At 58.4% G+C, this 16,565-nt stretch carries 13 protein-coding genes; 5 read left to right on the plus strand and 8 right to left on the minus strand.

All coding sequences use genetic code 11. The annotated features are described in order from the left end of the window. Nucleotide 1 precedes the first annotated feature (1 nt). From I2F59_RS03955 to I2F59_RS03975, 5 genes are all read right to left on the minus strand, one after another. Nucleotides 2–1,585, minus strand: coding sequence for an amidohydrolase (locus I2F59_RS03955; protein ID WP_195503317.1), 1,584 nt, complete (start codon nucleotides 1,583–1,585; stop codon nucleotides 2–4). Between the two features lie 9 nt (nucleotides 1,586–1,594). Further along, nucleotides 1,595–3,058 carry a YfcC family protein gene (locus tag I2F59_RS03960; protein WP_006234363.1) on the minus strand — a complete coding sequence of 488 codons (1,464 nt, stop codon included), beginning with the start codon at nucleotides 3,056–3,058 and terminating at the stop codon, nucleotides 1,595–1,597. A gap of 218 nt (nucleotides 3,059–3,276) precedes the next feature. Continuing rightward, a complete protein-coding gene (locus I2F59_RS03965) occupies nucleotides 3,277–4,020 on the minus strand; it encodes a GntR family transcriptional regulator (RefSeq protein WP_035138851.1) in 744 nt (247 codons plus the stop codon). 150 nt (nucleotides 4,021–4,170) lie between these two features. After that, nucleotides 4,171–4,830, minus strand: coding sequence for an HAD family hydrolase (locus tag I2F59_RS03970; protein WP_308196326.1), 660 nt, complete (start codon nucleotides 4,828–4,830; stop codon nucleotides 4,171–4,173). 64 nt (nucleotides 4,831–4,894) lie between these two features. Continuing rightward, on the minus strand, nucleotides 4,895–5,737 hold the full coding sequence (locus I2F59_RS03975; protein ID WP_195503318.1) for a Cof-type HAD-IIB family hydrolase: 843 nt from the start codon (nucleotides 5,735–5,737) through the stop codon (nucleotides 4,895–4,897). A 489-nt stretch (nucleotides 5,738–6,226) separates the two neighbouring features. Here I2F59_RS03975 and I2F59_RS03980 point away from each other — a divergent pair, with 489 nt between their 5' ends. The 3 genes from I2F59_RS03980 to I2F59_RS03990 all read left to right on the plus strand — a co-directional run bounded on the left by I2F59_RS03980 (nucleotide 6,227) and on the right by I2F59_RS03990 (nucleotide 9,095). Beyond that, on the plus strand, nucleotides 6,227–7,117 hold the full coding sequence (locus tag I2F59_RS03980; protein ID WP_195503319.1) for a hypothetical protein: 891 nt from the start codon (nucleotides 6,227–6,229) through the stop codon (nucleotides 7,115–7,117). 63 nt (nucleotides 7,118–7,180) lie between these two features. Beyond that, nucleotides 7,181–7,798, plus strand: a complete 618-nt coding sequence (locus tag I2F59_RS03985; RefSeq protein ID WP_022094432.1) for an ATP-dependent Clp protease proteolytic subunit — start codon at nucleotides 7,181–7,183, stop codon at nucleotides 7,796–7,798. Beyond that, nucleotides 7,791–9,095 (plus strand): type IV secretory system conjugative DNA transfer family protein, encoded by a 1,305-nt coding sequence (locus I2F59_RS03990; RefSeq protein ID WP_195503320.1) that lies wholly within the window; start codon nucleotides 7,791–7,793, stop codon nucleotides 9,093–9,095. Before I2F59_RS03985 ends, I2F59_RS03990 begins: the two co-directional genes overlap by 8 nt. A 141-nt stretch (nucleotides 9,096–9,236) precedes the next feature. Here the strand turns inward: I2F59_RS03990 and pgi are convergent, their stop codons facing one another. Both pgi and I2F59_RS04000 read right to left on the minus strand, forming a co-directional pair. Beyond that, nucleotides 9,237–10,931, minus strand: a complete 1,695-nt coding sequence (gene pgi, locus I2F59_RS03995) for a glucose-6-phosphate isomerase (RefSeq protein WP_195503321.1) — start codon at nucleotides 10,929–10,931, stop codon at nucleotides 9,237–9,239. Nucleotides 10,932–11,130: 199 nt separating this feature from the next. Next, nucleotides 11,131–11,634 carry an iron-containing alcohol dehydrogenase gene (locus I2F59_RS04000; protein ID WP_195503322.1) on the minus strand — a complete coding sequence of 168 codons (504 nt, stop codon included), beginning with the start codon at nucleotides 11,632–11,634 and terminating at the stop codon, nucleotides 11,131–11,133. Nucleotides 11,635–11,892: 258 nt separating this feature from the next. On the opposite strand from I2F59_RS04000, the gene I2F59_RS04005 reads away from it, so the two are divergent. Together I2F59_RS04005 and I2F59_RS04010 are read left to right on the plus strand one after the other, a co-directional pair. Further along, entirely contained in the window at nucleotides 11,893–13,398 is a 1,506-nt protein-coding gene (locus tag I2F59_RS04005; protein ID WP_195503323.1) for a Y-family DNA polymerase, read from the plus strand. Continuing rightward, nucleotides 13,391–13,816, plus strand: coding sequence for a hypothetical protein (locus I2F59_RS04010; RefSeq protein ID WP_227790077.1), 426 nt, complete (start codon nucleotides 13,391–13,393; stop codon nucleotides 13,814–13,816). Before I2F59_RS04005 ends, I2F59_RS04010 begins: the two co-directional genes overlap by 8 nt. On the opposite strand, the gene I2F59_RS04015 is transcribed toward I2F59_RS04010, so the two are convergent. Then, the gene (locus I2F59_RS04015) at nucleotides 13,813–16,365 is read right to left on the minus strand and encodes a hypothetical protein (protein WP_195503324.1); all 2,553 of its coding nucleotides are present in this window, start codon (nucleotides 16,363–16,365) and stop codon (nucleotides 13,813–13,815) included. The two genes, I2F59_RS04010 and I2F59_RS04015, sit on opposite strands and share 4 nt — an antisense overlap. Nucleotides 16,366–16,565 lie beyond the last annotated feature (200 nt).

A 16,565-nucleotide genomic window follows, 5' to 3' on the forward strand; every position in this document is an offset into this window, starting at 1 on the left:
CTTATGCCTCCTTATTTCGATCGAACACGATTTGTCCGTCCGACATCGTCATGTCAACCGCAAGATCGCGTGCGTCGCGATAATCGAGGTCGAACACATCCCGATCGAGCACGCAGATATCGGCAAGCTTGCCAACCTCGAGCGTACCCAGCTCGTCTTCGCGCATCAGGTCGTACGCGCCCCCGGCAGTCCAAGCGCGCAAGAGCTCGACAAGCGTCAGCGTGTTGACCTCATTCACGGGCAGTCCGTCGGCGAAGAATCCGCCGCACGCGCTGTAGATTGACTCGCCCAGGCTCGGAATCAGCAGCGGCAGATCCGTGCCGCAGCACACTGTGCATCCGGAATCTTCCATGCCGCGGCGATTCCAGCTGTGCAAAAGTCGCGTCTCGCCAATTTGTCGACGCATCATCGACAAGCAATCCTCACGCCGGTCCAGCGTCAGAATCTGCGGATAGACCTCGCAAATTCCACCTAACTTGCCAAACTCGACAAGATCGGTCGGGTCAGAGTTCTCGAGATCGGTAATCGCATGGCGGCGAAGCAACCGCCCATGCTCGTCTCGAGGCAACGAGGCATAGAGCGCCACGGTGCGACGAACGGCGCCATCGCCCTGGCAATGCAAGGAATATCGGAAACCGTCAGCATCAATTGCACGCAGCTCGCTCTCAATCAGATCCCACTCTGGCTCCTCGACGACCGTCTTGCCGGCAGCTCCCGCATCGGCCGTGTCCTCATAGGGGTCAATCATCTCGGCAAGCCCCGCCCATACGCCGCGATCGGTCATACGGTTGAAGCCAGAAAAACGAACGAACGGTCCCCGGAAGCGCTCTCGTGCCTCGCGAGCATATGACAGATTTGCACCGGCACCCACCGGCTGCGACATCATAGAGACGCGAACCGTCAGCTCACCAGATTCCTCACGGCGAGCCATTTCGTCGGCAAAGCCGTAGTAGTCATCAAACGCCATCTCCTTGATGGCGGTAACGCCGCGCTCGTTAAGCATGCTCATGTAGTCCGAATACCCGGCACGCACCTCGGGCAGCGCGAGGAAATCGCTCATCATGCGCCAGATCTTCTCGGCATAGCATGCCTGGGGTGTAAAGCCGTATCGCGCACTGGCGGCAGCATTGAGAACGCAGGTCTCCGCACCCGGCGTAAAGCAGACGACAGGGATATCGCCAAAACAATCGTCAAACACAGCTGCCGTATTTGCGTTCTCGGCATCCGATGCCAACGTTTCGGGCAGATTGTGGCCAAAAGCCGCCGGGCAATCCGGATGATCTTCTTTCCATGCACGCAAGAGCGACACGGCCTCTTTGGCATCAGCGATGCCGGACAGATCAGACCCCAACGACCGCAGCGCCCAGCCCGTATAGAAGGTATGCACATCGATCAGGCCAGGCATGACGGTGCGGTCCCCAAGGTCAACTACCTCGTCCGCCTGGGTCAAATACGAAGTCACCTCGCACTTGGTGCCAACCGCCTCAATTCGATTGCCACGGACCGCTACGAAACCTTCAAACGGCAGGTCCCCCGTACCGGTAAAGACGCTCTTAGACGTCAGGACCGTCAAACGATCAGACATCACAACCACCTACACCGGAAGCATGCCAGAGATTGCCGTTACGATCAGGCCAAAGACAACCATGAAAATGAAGAACTTCCAAATGGTCTTCCACCATTGGCCAAACGAAATCCTAGCCACGGCAAGACCGGCGACCGTCATGCCCGCCACGGGGCTGATGGTGTTGATGGTCTGGTTGGCAAACTGGAGCGCGGTGACGGCCGCCTCGGGATTGAGGCCCATGAGCTCGGTCAGGGGGCCCATAACGGGCATGGTGAGCGCCGCCAGGCCAGAACTTGAGGGAACCAGCAAAGAGAGCAGGCCAAGAACGATATACATAAACGTGGTGTAGACGGCGGCGGGTGCACCGGCGAGCGCAGTAGCGAGCGCCTGGAGGATGGTGTCGATGATCATGCCGCCCTCGGCGATGACCAGAATACCGCGAGCGATACCGATAACGATGGCAGCGTACGCAAAGTCGGCGAGACCCTTAACGAACTCCTCTGCGATCGTCTGCTGGTCAAGACCGCCCAGGATACCGGCAAGCAAGCCCATGCCAAGGAACACGGCGGAAATCTCATTCATGTACCAGCCCTGGGTAACAAGACCCCAGACGATAATGCCCATACCGCAAGCAAAATCGATAAGCACGAGCTTCTGACGGATAGTGAACTCTTCCTCGATGGAGGCATCGGTCACGGAAAACTCGATACGCTTGAGCTTATCGTCCTCGTACACAATGGACGACTCGGGGTTTTTCTTGACGCGCATGGCGTAGCGCATGGCCCATGCGATACCGACGGCAGTGAAGATGACCCAAGAAACGGCGCGCAGCCACAGTTGCGGATTGCCCTCGATGCCAATGATGCCCTGGGCGATCAAAACATTAAACGGGTCGATGGTCGAAGCACAATATCCCAGGTTGGGACCAAGGAAGCAGATGATGAATGCCGTCATCGAGTCATAACCGATACCCATCATGATGGGAATGAAGATGGCATAGAACGGCAGGGCTTCCTCAGACATACCAAACGTAGTGCCGCAAATGGACAGCAATGTCATCGTGATGGGAATGATGAGGATGTCCTTGTTCTTGAGCTTTTTAATCACACGGCTCATGCCGGCATTCAAAGCGTTGGTCTTGGTGATGATCGCGAACGATCCGCCAATCAATAAGACGAACGCAACGACGTCGGCAGCCTCTTGGATACCCTTGGTGGGCGCTTGCAGAACCGCGAAGATATCCTGGCCCAGATTGATGGTCTCGCCGGTCTCGGAATCGGTGTAGTTCTTATCGACCTGTTCATAGGTTCCAGCAACGGCGACTTCACGCTCGCCCGCCGCTGTCGAAATCGTCTTGCGCTGATACTGACCAGAGGGAACGATCCAAGTCAGGACCGCAAAGACAACGATCAGCAAGAACATGATCGTATAGACATGCGGTAATTTGAACTTAAAACGTCTGTTTGTCTTCTTCGCCTTCGTATCTGACATAGATACCTCCAAAGAACTCGAGACTGCATCGCATCTCGCTTCAACGTTTGCATAAGGCAAACGTTCTATGACGTCCCATAGATTACATGCAGCTTTTTCCTTCATCAAGATAATTTCAAACTGATTGCCGCAACGCGGTTGAACGGTTGTGTTCGCGCCGTGAACGGTATGGAAGCGCCCGGTGAGATGATCCACCGGGCGCTTCCATTCGCAATGTCCTAGATGTCAAAAACGTAGCGAGACCCAACGATCCGCTGACGACCGATGATAAACGGCCGCCGCTGCTCATCGAAAAAGAAGGCTTCCATATAAAACAAGGGTTCGCCAACGGGAACTGCCAACAGTCGAGCGACCTCGGGCGACGCGCACGCGATCTCGAGCGTGCACGGGTCGGTAAACGCGGGCGTGCGGCCCGTCCGGTTGCGCACGAACTCAAAAATGGATTGGTTAGATAGAGGTGCCGTTGATAGATAGGCGTTGTCCTCGTAAACGTATATGTTGTTCTCAAGCATGACGGGGACGCCATCGGCAGTACGCACACGCTCGACGCAAATCAAGTCAGTTCCAACGGGAACACCAAAGAACTGTGCTTCGGTAGAATCCGCCGGCAGTATCTTTCTCGAAATGACACACGCCCCCGGTTCCATTCCGTTAACGCGGCATGCGTCCGAAAAACTCTGGACGTCATCCTTCTGGCGAATCTTGCGCTTGAGCTTGGGGGCATTGACGAACGTGCCTTTCCCCTGTCGCTTCGTTAGATAGCCCTGCTGGACGAGCTCCTCAATAGCGCGTCGCACGGTAACGCGGCCAACTTTATAGCTCTCAGCCAATTCGAATTCGTTGGGTATCCGCGCGCCTGCCTTGTAGGCGCCGGAGTTGATTTCGTTTTTAATGATATCAATGACCTGTTGGTACAGCGGTATCGCTGCTTTACCGTCAGTTAGCCCTTCAGTCGGTGGCATATACCCTCTCCCAGCACAATTAAGTCAAAAGCGGGCTCAAGGGCATTCAACAAGCCCTTAAGCCCGCATTAGCATAAAGTATGCTTGCTGCCGCACCAAAATGTCGGGTATTTACTCATCTGACCCGAAAAACGCGCAACTACCGCGCTCCTAAGAAAGCGTGAGCAGCTCCGGCAGCTGGTCGATAATCTTGTCCGCGGCATCCTGGCTAAAGCCAAAGCGTTCCTCGCGCTTGGCAATGACCGTCAGGCCGGCTCGCTTACCCGCGGTAATGCCCGGAACGGAATCCTCAACGCAGCAGCAACGATTCGCGGGCAGCCCCAGCAGGTCCAGCGCATGCAGGTAGATGTCGGGCTCGGGTTTGCTCTCCTTAAACTGCTCGCCGCTCACCACATACTCAAAGGCATCAGACAGCCCGCATGCGTTGAGCACTTCCTCGATGCTAACCATGGGAGACGAGCTGGCAAGCGCCACGCGAACGCCACGGCGCGGCAGCTCTCGAATCGTATCCACGGCGCCTGGGTTAATCAAAGCCTGATAGTCACGCGGACGCTTATGCGCCCACTCGTCCCAACGGGCCAACGCCTCCTCGCCAGTGAAGTGTCCCTTACCGGCGCGCTCAAACCAATCGACCAGCATATGCAGGAAGAACTGATGCGAGGTACCGACCTGCCCATTCAACTCCTCTTGAGTCAGATTAAGTCCAAGCTCCTTGGCAAACGCGGCAGTCTCGCCCAAGTAGTAATACTCGGTATCGACAATGACGCCGTCCATGTCAAAGATAACGGCGTCGAACGGAAATGCGGACACGGCACCCTCCCTAACAAAAGGACGCCCGCAAGCAGGCGCCCGAGCCATGCATTAATCGGCGATTCTAACCCAGCAGCTTATCCAGCGCCACCGCAATGCCATCTTCGTTGTTATCGGCGGTCACCATCTGGGCTACAGCCTTAACCTCTTCGACGGCGTTACCCATGGCAACACCGGTGCCGGCCCACTCAATCATGGACTTGTCGTTCTGGCCGTCGCCAAACGATACGACCTCACTGGCATCGATGCCGAGCTTGGGCAGGGCACCCTCGAGTGCGCGGGCCTTGTCGATACCGGGCGCCGTGTACTCAAAGTACCAGTCGGCCGTAAACATGCCCGAAAGCGTCTGCTTAAAGGGCGCATACATCTCCTCGTAATGCGCCTGCAGGTAGGCCGGATCGCCCGCCGTCAGCAGCTTGTCCACGGGATAAGCATCAGCGACCTCATGCAGGCTCTCCACCTCGCGAATCTTAAGATCGCACGCATCGCGCTCGTATTTGACGATGTTTTTCTGCGAGCCGTCAGGCAGCGTGATCATGCAGTGATACGAATCCACGACATGCAAATCGCGACCGAGCGAAATCATAGGGATCACGTCAAAATTACGCAGGTGATCAATCAGACGGTGCAGCTCGTCGACCGGCATGGCCTGGTCGAACAGCACCTCGTCGGTCTGAGCATCGACCACGTGCGCACCGTTAAAGGCCACCAGCAGACCATCGTGGCTCTGAAGATCGAGCTCCTGCGCCAGGGCATGAAGGCCCCACGCGGGACGGCCCGAGGCCAAAATGAGCTTAATGCCCGACTCCTGCGCTGCGAGCAGTTTCTCACGTGTGCGCGGGCTAATGACCTTCTGGTCATTGGTGAGCGTACCGTCGATATCCATCGCGATGGCTTTGATTGCCATATGTGCCTCCTTGCATCGTTTTTATCGCGCACTATCTTATCCGAGCCGGGGCACGTTCGCACAGCGCGCGTATGACGGTTGCAAAACCACCCCATTTGAAACAAAGGCAAAAAAGTACTTGCAAAGACGCGTTCCGACATATAAGTTGATAAAAGACCGCCGTTGCGGTTTTAAGTAGATCGAGCATATGAAGTTTGAGTTTTAGCGTGTAAGAGAAGGAAGATCGGCAAAGTACAACCCCAAACGCAATGACAACTTAATGAGGTAACTGCCACATGTGAGGCACCCAGGGCATTGCTGTCTCGATTTTGAGCACGATGCCTTCCGCCTTGCATGGGCCGTTCCATCCCGCCCCTGCAGCAACTGCCTCATGGGCTCATTGAAAACCGCATAGCACCCAAACGTCAGCACATCACCCACGGCAAGCACATCACTCACGACAACCAACACATCAACAAACAGCACGAACATCAACCGATTGGAGAAGCTATGACAAACCACCACGCTGAAGACGGCGATAAGAAAAGCATTCTGGATGCCCGAATTGAGCGAGCATATGCAAACGAATATGACGCCGCCTTTGCCGCCGCGACCATCAAGAACTACGCGTCGCTACCGCTCGCGACGATCTTGGCCGACCACCCTCAACTGCTGAAGCGCTGCACAAAGATCATGGGCGACCCCGACATTCGCAAGCTGACAGACCCCTATGCCCCAAAACGCGGCAACGATTCGTGCGTTCTTACCGTAGGCTGCCTAGCCCATATGCTTACGGCGCTCGACACGAAACTCAAGCTCGCATGGGAACCCGACGAGCGTCATGAACTCGAAAGCAAGCGGAACACCCTGCGCACCGCACTGTTCCTTCCGTTGGACGGCCTCAAGCGCTGCAACGTCGAGCTCAATACACAGGCGCGGCAAAAGCCTGGGACCACGGGGCAGAAAACTCCAAGACCCCATGCGGCCATCGTCGACCGCAACCGATATAACCGCATGACCGCGCACTTTTCCGCCGAGGGAGCAGCCATAAGGACGCTGATCGACCTGCTGTGCCTCCTGAGCATCAACGAGCTATTTGAGGGCTATCTCGCCCTTGTTCCCGCGACGGCACCCAAGTCGGTAGCAAAGATCATCGAGACCTGCAGACGCCAGTTTGAGCGCCATCGCAATGGCAGCGAGATGAACGCCAGCATCGCGCAGTACTACGCGGCTCATTACAAAAATGACGGATGTGCCCCTATCGAGCATCAGCTGCGGCTCGCCTACACCACGCCCGTCGCAACGCTCCATCGCTTTGGAGCCCTTGGCGCTTGCGAGCCGCACGGACAGGCAGCCTGCCCCACAACCGAGCTCGATCTCAGGCTCGGACGAACCCTGTAGCCCGCCAGCCCCTCCGCGGGCAGCGACTCTATTCCACAACACCACCAACAGAAAGGAGTCCTCATGGACACCAATCATTCCCCCATCATCAGCCCCCTCACCATGCGTGAATCCGCCCGAGGTATCACGCTCACCAGCATTTACGATGAGATGCTCGCCCGTCGCGAGCTCTCCGTCATGGGAAACATCGAAACCCCGATGGCCCACGACCTATGCCAGCAGATCCGCCTGCTCGATGCCACCGACCCCAGCCGCCCCATCACCATATTTGTCGCCAGCGCCGGCGGAAGCGTGCGATCGGGTCTTGCGATCTATGACGCCATGCGCCTCGCATCGTGCCCCATCCGCACCGTCTGCCTGGAATTCGCCGCGTCCATGGGCGCCGTGATCTTTATGGGCGGCGACGATCGCCGTATGGCGCCCCATGCAGAGCTCATGATTCACGACCCACTGATCCCCCAGGGGGCAGGCGGCTCGGCACTTGCGCTGCAGGAAACCAGCCGGCGTCTCATGCAGACCCGCAAGACCCTCACGCAAATCCTCTCGGACCGCAGCGGCCTCACGCCCAAGCGCATCCAGTCCCTCACTGCAAAAGACACCTACCTTTCGGCCGAGCGCGCCGTCGAGCTCGGCTTTGCCCACGAAATTCTCTCGACCACCAAGGAGGTCGCCCATGTCTAACCTCGCCAGCCGCCTCGCCGCATCTGAGTCCGCATCGTCCACCATCCTCGCCAAGGATCGAACGCTCTCCTGCGACACCCGCCAAACGGGACTCAACAACAACGCACTTGTGATCGGCCCCTCGGGAGCCGGCAAGACCCGAAACGTCCTCAAGCCCAACCTGCTGCAAATGAACGCAAGCTACATCGTGCTCGACACCAAAGGCACGCTCTGTCGCGAAGTGGGACCCGTGCTGGCAGCCCACGGTTACCGCGTGCAATGCCTCAACTTCGCCGACCTCAACACCGTCCCGGCCCTTGCGCCCGGCATCGAGCGCTGCGGCTACAGCCCCCTGAGGCACATTCGCCGCAAGGCGGACGGCAGGCCCAACCAGCAGGACATCCTCTCGGTGGCAAAGGCCATCTGCCCCATCGAGGACAACAACCAGCCTTTTTGGGATCATGCGGCGGCAAACCTGCTGTCGTGTCTTATCGCCTACGTCACCGAACAGCTACCCGCCGACGAGCAGACGATCAGCTCGGTCATCAAGCTGATCGAGCACCTGCAGGACGGTGCCACGGGTCGATTGTTTGACGACCTGATCACGACCGACCCCCAAAGCTATGCCCTCTCGCTATGGCGGCGCTACGCCATTACGCAAAATGCCGAGCGCATGCACGCGAGCATCGTCGGCATCCTTGCCGAAAAGGTCATGTGTCTGGGATTCGACGGTGCGGCACAGCTCTATCGTGAGTGCCATCAGGTGAACTTCGCTTCCATGGGACACACCCCCTGCGTCCTGTTTGTAACCGTGAGCGATATTGACCGCAATCTCGATCCGCTGACCGGCCTCTTTATTTCGCAGGCGTTTATGGGCCTCATTCGTGAGGCCGATAGGCAGCCCGACGGCAGCCTGCCCGTGCCCGTGCGCTTTATGCTCGATGACTTCGCAAATCTGCAGATCCCCCAGATCGACAACGTGCTCTCGATTATCCGAAGCCGCAACATCTGGGCAACGCTGCTGCTGCAGTCGACCAACCAGCTCGATGCGCTCTATGGCGAGGCACGCGCACGCTCCATCATGGGCAACTGCGACACGCATCTGGTGCTGGCGTTCCAGGATCCCGAGAGTGCCCGGGTGTTTTCCGACCGCGCCGACGCGCTGCCCAGCACGCTCATGGCGACGCCGATCGATCGCTCGTGGCTCTTTGTGCGCGGTCGCACTCCCGAACAGGTCGAGCGCTTTAGGCTCGAAGACCATCCGCTCTACGGGGAGCTGCCCGAGGCGCAGCGAGACCATGCGGAGGCCGAGATCTAGGCGCAGGGTTCTCGCGGCGCGCGGCGCCCCAGCGATGTTCCACAAAGGCCGTGCGCCCCGGGACTACGGCAAAGCAAAGGGGCCCGCATCCGATAGGATACGGGCCCCTGACTATAAGGCGCGATGCGTTAACAGCAGCGACTACTTACGGTGAGCGCGGTAGAACTCGATAAGCGCCTGGGTCGAAGCGTCCTGCTCGGCCTTGGCGGCGTCATCGTGTAAGGCAGGGGTAATCTGCTTGGCAAGCTGCTTGCCCAGCTCAACGCCCCACTGGTCGTAGGAGTCGATGCCCCAGACCGTGCCCTCGACAAACGTGATGTGCTCGTACAGGGCGATGAGCTCGCCGAGCGCGAACGGGGTCAGCGTGTCGCCGAAGATCGAAGTCGTCGGACGGTTGCCCTCAAAGCAACGGGCCGGGACGATCTGCTCGGGTGTGCCCTCGGCGCGCACCTCATCGGCCGTCTTACCAAAGGCGAGCGCCTTGGTCTGGGCCAGGAAGTTGCCCAGGAACAGCTCGTGGACATCCTGGCCGCTGTCGGTCGCAGGGTTGGCAGTGTTGGCGAAAGCGATAAAGTCGGCCGGGACCACCACAGTGCCCTGGTGCAGCAGCTGATAGAAGGCATGCTGGCCGTTGGTGCCGGGCTCGCCCCAGAAGATCTCACCGGTATCGGAGGTCACAGCGCTGCCGTCCCAGCGGACGTGCTTGCCGTTGGACTCCATGGTGAGCTGCTGCAGGTAGGCCGGGAAGCGGTGCAGATACTGGCAGTACGGAAGCACGGCGTGGCTCTTGGAACCGAAGAAGTTGACGTACCAGACATTGAGCAGGCCCATCAGCGCGACGGCGTTGTTCTCGAGCGGGGTGTTGCAGAAGTACTCGTCGATGGCGTGGAAGCCTTCGAGGAACTGCTGGAAGCGCTCGGGGCCGAGCACGACGATCAGCGACAGGCCCACGGCGGAGTCAACGGAATAGCGGCCGCCGACCCAGTTCCAGAAACCGAAGGCGTTGGCGGGGTCGATACCGAAGGCCTCGACCTTCTCGAGTGCGGTGGAAACGGCGACGAAGTGCTTTGCCACGGCCTCGGCGTTCTGCTCATCGGAGCCGTCGATGGCGCCCTGAGCCTTGAGCTGCTCGAGCATCCAGGTCTTGACCTCGCGGGCGTTGGTGAGGGTCTCGAGCGTGGTGAAGGTCTTGGAGACGATGATCACGAGCGTGGTCTCGGGATCCAGGCCCTTGAGCTTCTCGGCCTGGTCGTTGGGGTCGATGTTGGAGATGTAGCGGCAGTCGATACCGGCGTCGGCATAGGGACGCAGGGCCTCGTAGGCCATGACCGGGCCCAGATCGGAGCCACCGATGCCGATGGACACCAGGTGCTCGATCTTCTTGCCGGTAACGCCCTTCCACTCACCGGAGCGCACGCGCTCGGCGAAGGCATACATGCGATCGAGGACCTCGTGCACGTCGGCGACGACGTCCTGGCCGTCGACGATGAGCTGGCCCTTCTCGGTTGCCGGGCGGCGAAGCGCGGTGTGCAGGACGGCGCGGTCCTCGGTGGTGTTGATGTGCTCGCCGGAGAACATGGCGTCGCGGCGCTCCTCGAGCTTCACCTCGCGGGCAAGATCGCACAGCAGCTTGACGGTCTCATCGGTCACCAGGTTCTTCGACAGATCGAAGTGCAGGTCACCGGCGTCAAAGCTCAGCTTGTTCACGCGCTCGGCATCGGCGGCGAACCAGGCCTTGAGGTCGATACCATCGGCCTCAAGCTTCTCCTGATGAGCCTCGAGTGCCTTCCAAGCGGCAGTCGACGTAGCATCGATAGGTGCGGCAACAGTTGCCATAGAGTCCTCCTCAGCATACGGGCGCACGCCTCCATGCGCCCGGACATTCAGATGCCACTATTCTAGCGCAGGTCAAGACTACAATCAGCGAGCGTTGCCAATCGGCCTCCAAACGGCAACCGATTAAAAAGGGACAGGCTTATTTTGGCAGGTCAAACGCTTTACCAACCAAAAATAACCCGTCCTTTTATGGCAAATATTAGGCCGCGGCGCAGATGCTACCGAGCAACTCACGCAGAGGAGACCCGATGCCCTCCAGCAGTTCGGGCGCGATAATGGCAAAAACGGGAACCTCACCGGTGCCCACGACAGCAGGCGCCTTGCCCTCCGAGAGAATGCATCCATAAGGCACAAAGCCGTCTTCGCCGGCATCGAGCGCCGCCATGCGCCGCGCGAGCTCGCGTGCAAAGCCAGCAGTATCGACATCGCCAATCGCCAGGACAAAGTCCATGCCTTCGTCGGTCGCCAGGGCCACGGCTTCGTCGATCAGTTCGTCTCCCCCGTCACCCTCAACCGAGCCGCAGCGAAAAAGCACGCGCTCGAGCAGAGCTCGATCAAGCGAGCCAAGTGCCGCCGAGACAAGCTCATCGCGCGTATGCTTGTCACCGCCCAGCACGACCAGTGCCTTGGTGCCACCGTAGTGAGCGACCAATCGTCCGCACCAGCGAGCCACGTCTCCATCCGCAACAAGGCGCGTCGGCATACCAAACCCATAATTGACCATCTTTCCCACAACCCTTCCGTGCGCATAGGCGGTATCAATCGTTAGGCTCATGCTACGAGGCGAGGTTTTCCGAGCTGTTTCGCACTCTTTAGAGCTGCGTTAAAACCCGATCCAACCGCACGATCATACCTACCAAAACAAACCAGTCCCTTTTTGACAGGTTTTGACGATGTTCGGACGAGCGGGTATTATCGAACAAGTATTCGATAAGAACATGTGTTTGATGGAGGGACACGGATGGCGCACGAGCAGCACACCTATATCTGCATCGACCTCAAGACGTTTTATGCCAGCGTCGAGTGCGTCGACCGTGGGCTCGATCCGCTCACCACCAACCTAGTCGTTGCCGACGAATCGCGCGGACGCACGACCATCTGCCTCGCCATCACGCAGGCCATGAAGGACTTAGGTATTCACAACCGCTGCCGCCTATTCGAGATTCCCGACGGCATCAACTACATCAAGGCCGTACCGCGCATGCAGCACTACATGGAGGTGTCGGCGCAGATCTACGGTATCTACCTGGAATACGTCAGTCCGCAAGACGTTCACGTCTACTCAATTGACGAGTGCTTTATCGACGTGACACCCTATCTGGACCTCTATCACACCGATGCGGAAGGCTTCGCCTGCATGTTGCGCGACGAGGTCCTGGCGCGCACCGGCATCACGGCGACGGTCGGCATCGGCCCCAACCTATTCCAGGCCAAAGTTGCACTCGATATCACCGCCAAGCACGTGCCCAGCCGCATCGGCATACTCGACGATGAGACCTTTCGCAAGGAAATCTGGCCCCATCGTCCCATCACCGATATCTGGGGCATCGGCCCCGGCGTGGCAGCACGACTCGAAAAATACGGCGTCTACGATCTGATGGGCGTCGCGGCGCTCGACGAAAACCTGCTTTACGACGAGCTCGGCGTCAATGCCGAGTATCTCATCGACCACGCCTTCGGACGCGAGCCGACAACCATCGCCGATATCCAAGCCTATCGCCCGCAAGCAACTTCGACCACCACAGGACAGGTGCTCTCGAAGGGCTATGCCTACGAGCAGGCCTACACCGTCTTGCGCGAGATGGTCGACAACGCCGTGTTGGACTTGATCGACAAGCACGTGGTCTGCGACAGCATCTCGCTCTTTGTGGGCTACGCGAGCGAGCGCGCCGACATACGCAGGCTTGATGCCAGCGGTACTGCACAATATGTGGACGGATGCGGACACCTGCGCTCGAGTACGTCGAGCATCGAACCCACCGCAACCGCCGGCCCCGAGCTCGCGCCCCGTGCTCCCAAGCCCGTCCAGCGCGATGACGAACGGCGCCGCCTGGTGCGCGAAGCGCAGGCAATCGATGGCATCTTTGTGGGAGAGCATGGTGGCAAACCGCGTGGTGGCTATGCCGCGCTCTTTGCGCACTCCAACGCCTCGCGCAAGCTGCCCGAGCGTACCAATTCGTTTAAGAAGATCATGGGCTATTTCGATGAGCTCTGGGCGCAGACTGTCGATCCCAAACGACCGGTCAAGCGCATCAACCTGGGCTTTAGCAATCTTGTGCCCGAGGAATTTGCCACCATCGATCTGTTCAGCGATATCGAGGCCGATGAGCGCGAGCGCGACCTGGCGCGCGCCGTCCTGGCCGTGAAAGGCAAGTACGGCAAGAACGCGCTCGTCAAGGGATTAAGCTTTACCGCCGGCGCCACCGCGCGCGAGCGCAACGATCAAGTTGGAGGACACCGTGCCTAAACCCAAACAACAGCCCATGCGCCCGCCGACCGCCTTCGAGCGCCTGGCGGACCCCGAGGGCAGACGCCGCGCAGCCGACCCCAACCTCACTGCCAACGGTGCCGTGCGCGCCAACCGCGCCGCACAGTTTATGCCCTTTGCCGCCCTCACGGGATACTACGAACTCGTGCGCAAGCAGGAAATCACCGTCGAGCAAAAACGTGAGCTCACGGAAGAAAAAGCCCTCGAGCTTTCGCAAAAGCTCGAGGGCCTCAAACGCGGCGACTTGGTGCGCGTCACCTATTACGATACGTACGGCTATCGTAGCCGCACGGGCATTCTCGACGAAGCGTTACCCGCATTCAAGCTGCTCAAACTCAGGGATATCGCCATCAACTTCGACGATATCCAGGACATTGAGCTACGCGGACGAGCCTAGCGACGAGAACGCTTGCGCAAGACGAGAGCAATGCCAAGCACTGCGGCAGCTGCAACCAGCAATCCCAAGACCAGCGTGAGGGTCGAGTCGCCAGCGCGAGGCAGCGAGCCGTCCTTCGGAGTCTTCTTAGCGGTCGTCGTGACGGTGGTCGTGGTGCTGCTCGACTGGTCGTTGCCACCCGTCTGGCTGCCGCCAGGCTGATCGCCGCCACCCGGCTGCGAAGGATCGGTGGGTTCCGTCGGATCCGGAGTACCGGGATCAACCGGATTCTCCGAATTCTCCTTGCGCTGGATCCAGACCTGGCAACCATAGAACGGGTTGGCGGTACCAAGGCACAGACCCTGGTTGGTCACCGCAAAGGTGCGCAGACCATGGTTATACGGATCGTTAAAGCCATTGGTCGTCAGCGTCGTAAAGTTCACGCCGTCCTCGGTCACATACATATCAAAGCCGCGCTCGGCATCGCGCAGGTAACACATGCACGTAAGGACACTCTGCAACTTCTTGAGGTTCTCCTCGCTCAGCAGCTTATCGAGCGCATCCTGAATATCGCTCGGCAGCTCGGTGCCATAGGCATCCTCGTACTGCTGCTTAAGGCTCTCATAGCTATCGAGCATGTCCTGATACTGGTCGGCAAAGGACTTGAAGTACGCGATCTCGCCATCGATCTTCTGGACATAAGCGGCGTCGTCCTCAAAGTCCTGGGACATCGTCGCGGCCTGATCGCAAAGACCGCCCGCGGCATCCTCCAGCGCATCGCTCAGATCGCCAAAGCCCTTAGCAACCTCGGTCTTCTCGTCATCGACATCGACGGCCTTGTTTGAATCATCAACCTCAGCAGCTTCGTTCGAATCATCGACCTCGACGGCCTCGTTTGAATCATCGTCCGCAAGCGTGTTAACGGGAACGATGGGGTCGTCAGGCGATTTCTTGTCGAGCAGGTGATTGAGCAGGTCCCTAAGGCGCTGAACCTGAGAGTCCCACTCCTCGGGCGTCATATCGATAATGTCGCCATTGGAGAACTGGCCGATCGGCTCAAGCAGGCTCGCGGTATCAAAGGTACCGATATACAGCTTGCCGTCGAACTTCTGCATGCGCCAAATGTACTGGTTCTCGTTTCGGCCAAAGCCCGAAGTCAGGCCGGAAATACCGCCCTCGGGGAACATGTCGGTGCGATCGCCAACGACGAGCTCCATGTTCTCGTCCTTGTCCATGCGATAGATGTTAACCGACTGCTCAAGATTGGCATTCACAAACGAGCAGTCAACGCCACCCATGCTGCTCTTGCCGCCCTCTTCGGTGTTGGATTTGTTGAACAGGATGCGCTCGAGGGCAATCTCCTCGTCGTTGTATTCACCGATATAGAGGTAGTCGTTGTAGACGATGAGGTTGGCAGCGCCAGAACGGGTACGGGCAGGATCGATGCCAAAGCAGTACTTTGCAACGTCCGTCTTCTGATCGCCGACAATGGGAGTCCACGAATAGCTGCCGTCGGCATTCTTGTCGCCACGGACCATGGCAAACGACTGCATGGAATTATCATCGGGAGCGTTCTCGGGCGTACCGGTGCAAATGGTCGCATAGAGATGGCCATTGTACGAGACCATATCCCAAATGGCGCCGCCGTAGATGCTGTCCTGATAGCGAATCGCCGGATAGCCAAACAGCGTCTCCGAGTTGGCAATCTCGGTGAAGCTGTCCTGGCCCTTCGAGGGGTCAGACGACGTCAGGATTGTCGACACAAAATTACCGTTCGCGTCTTTACCCACATTACTGATGACGAGCTGGCCATCATGGACGCACATGCCGCGGATACCGGTAGAAATGCCCTGCTTGTAGGCAGCACCGTAATCCTGCATGCTCGAAAGGCCCTGATAGACAACTTTGTACTCATCCGTCTTAGGATCGATCTCGTATACAGCAGGCAGGCCGCCTTTGCCGTCATTGGTCCTGACGCTGCCGCAGAAATAGAGCTTACCCTTATAGCTCACGGCATTGCGGAACAAAGGAGCGACGCCGTTGAGCGATTCAGAGAGTAGCAGCTTGGTCTCACCGGTCTTGGTATTGATCTTGACCAAGATGCCGCCGCTGTCCTTGTCGGCCGTGCCGTCCTCCTTCTGCTGTCCATAGAAGAAGGTACCGTTAAACATGGCCTCCAGCGTCAGGCGCATGGTTTCGACATCAAAGGAATCGCCCAGCGTGCTGTTCATGAGCGTCAGCGTGTTGCCCATCGCCGCATAGCAGGTGCCCACATAAAGCCAGTCACCATAGCTCGCAGCCGCCCAAGTGTAGCTCTGGCCGCGATCGCCTTCGTTGTTGGCCGTATTACCATCGGCGCCCGGGACGGCAACGGCACCGTTACCCTGGTAGTCGACGATGCCATCCGGCTGCGACGTTCCTACCGTAGGATGCGAGAGCTTCTCAAAGGAATACCCATTTCCCGCATTGTAGGTAACGGCACCCGATGCGTCTTCGGCGTGTGCCGGCAGCGGCGATACCAAGATAGCGGCAAGCGCTGCCACCAAGCCAAGTGTTCCCACTCGTCTCATAAGGTTATAGCCTCCCCTGTCCTAAAGCCCAGTTTTAGCATTCTTCATTTCTGTCCACGGTTAATTGCAATCTGAGCACAGCAATAATCAGTGTATAAATATACACCTGTAATTTTTTGGACGGGTTCATAGATGCTCGATTGGTAGCGAATTCCGCGCAAACCGTCACCAAACTCCACTTTTGCCGCATCTAAAGGTTA

Origin of the sequence: Collinsella aerofaciens (assembly GCF_015556945.1) — a bacterium.
Taxonomy (GTDB): domain Bacteria; phylum Actinomycetota; class Coriobacteriia; order Coriobacteriales; family Coriobacteriaceae; genus Collinsella; species Collinsella aerofaciens_AO.

Coding starts and splice junctions, on each gene's coding strand:
- I2F59_RS03955 (WP_195503317.1), bottom strand. CDS start 1,585: ATGTCTGATCGTTTGACGGTCCTGACGTCTAAGAGCGTCTTTACCGGT.
- I2F59_RS03960 (WP_006234363.1), bottom strand. CDS start 3,058: ATGTCAGATACGAAGGCGAAGAAGACAAACAGACGTTTTAAGTTCAAA.
- I2F59_RS03965 (WP_035138851.1), bottom strand. CDS start 4,020: ATGCCACCGACTGAAGGGCTAACTGACGGTAAAGCAGCGATACCGCTG.
- I2F59_RS03975 (WP_195503318.1), bottom strand. CDS start 5,737: ATGGCAATCAAAGCCATCGCGATGGATATCGACGGTACGCTCACCAAT.
- I2F59_RS03980 (WP_195503319.1), top strand. CDS start 6,227: ATGACAAACCACCACGCTGAAGACGGCGATAAGAAAAGCATTCTGGAT.
- I2F59_RS03985 (WP_022094432.1), top strand. CDS start 7,181: ATGGACACCAATCATTCCCCCATCATCAGCCCCCTCACCATGCGTGAA.
- I2F59_RS03990 (WP_195503320.1), top strand. CDS start 7,791: ATGTCTAACCTCGCCAGCCGCCTCGCCGCATCTGAGTCCGCATCGTCC.
- pgi (WP_195503321.1), bottom strand. CDS start 10,931: ATGGCAACTGTTGCCGCACCTATCGATGCTACGTCGACTGCCGCTTGG.
- I2F59_RS04000 (WP_195503322.1), bottom strand. CDS start 11,634: ATGCCGACGCGCCTTGTTGCGGATGGAGACGTGGCTCGCTGGTGCGGA.
- I2F59_RS04005 (WP_195503323.1), top strand. CDS start 11,893: ATGGCGCACGAGCAGCACACCTATATCTGCATCGACCTCAAGACGTTT.
- I2F59_RS04015 (WP_195503324.1), bottom strand. CDS start 16,365: ATGAGACGAGTGGGAACACTTGGCTTGGTGGCAGCGCTTGCCGCTATC.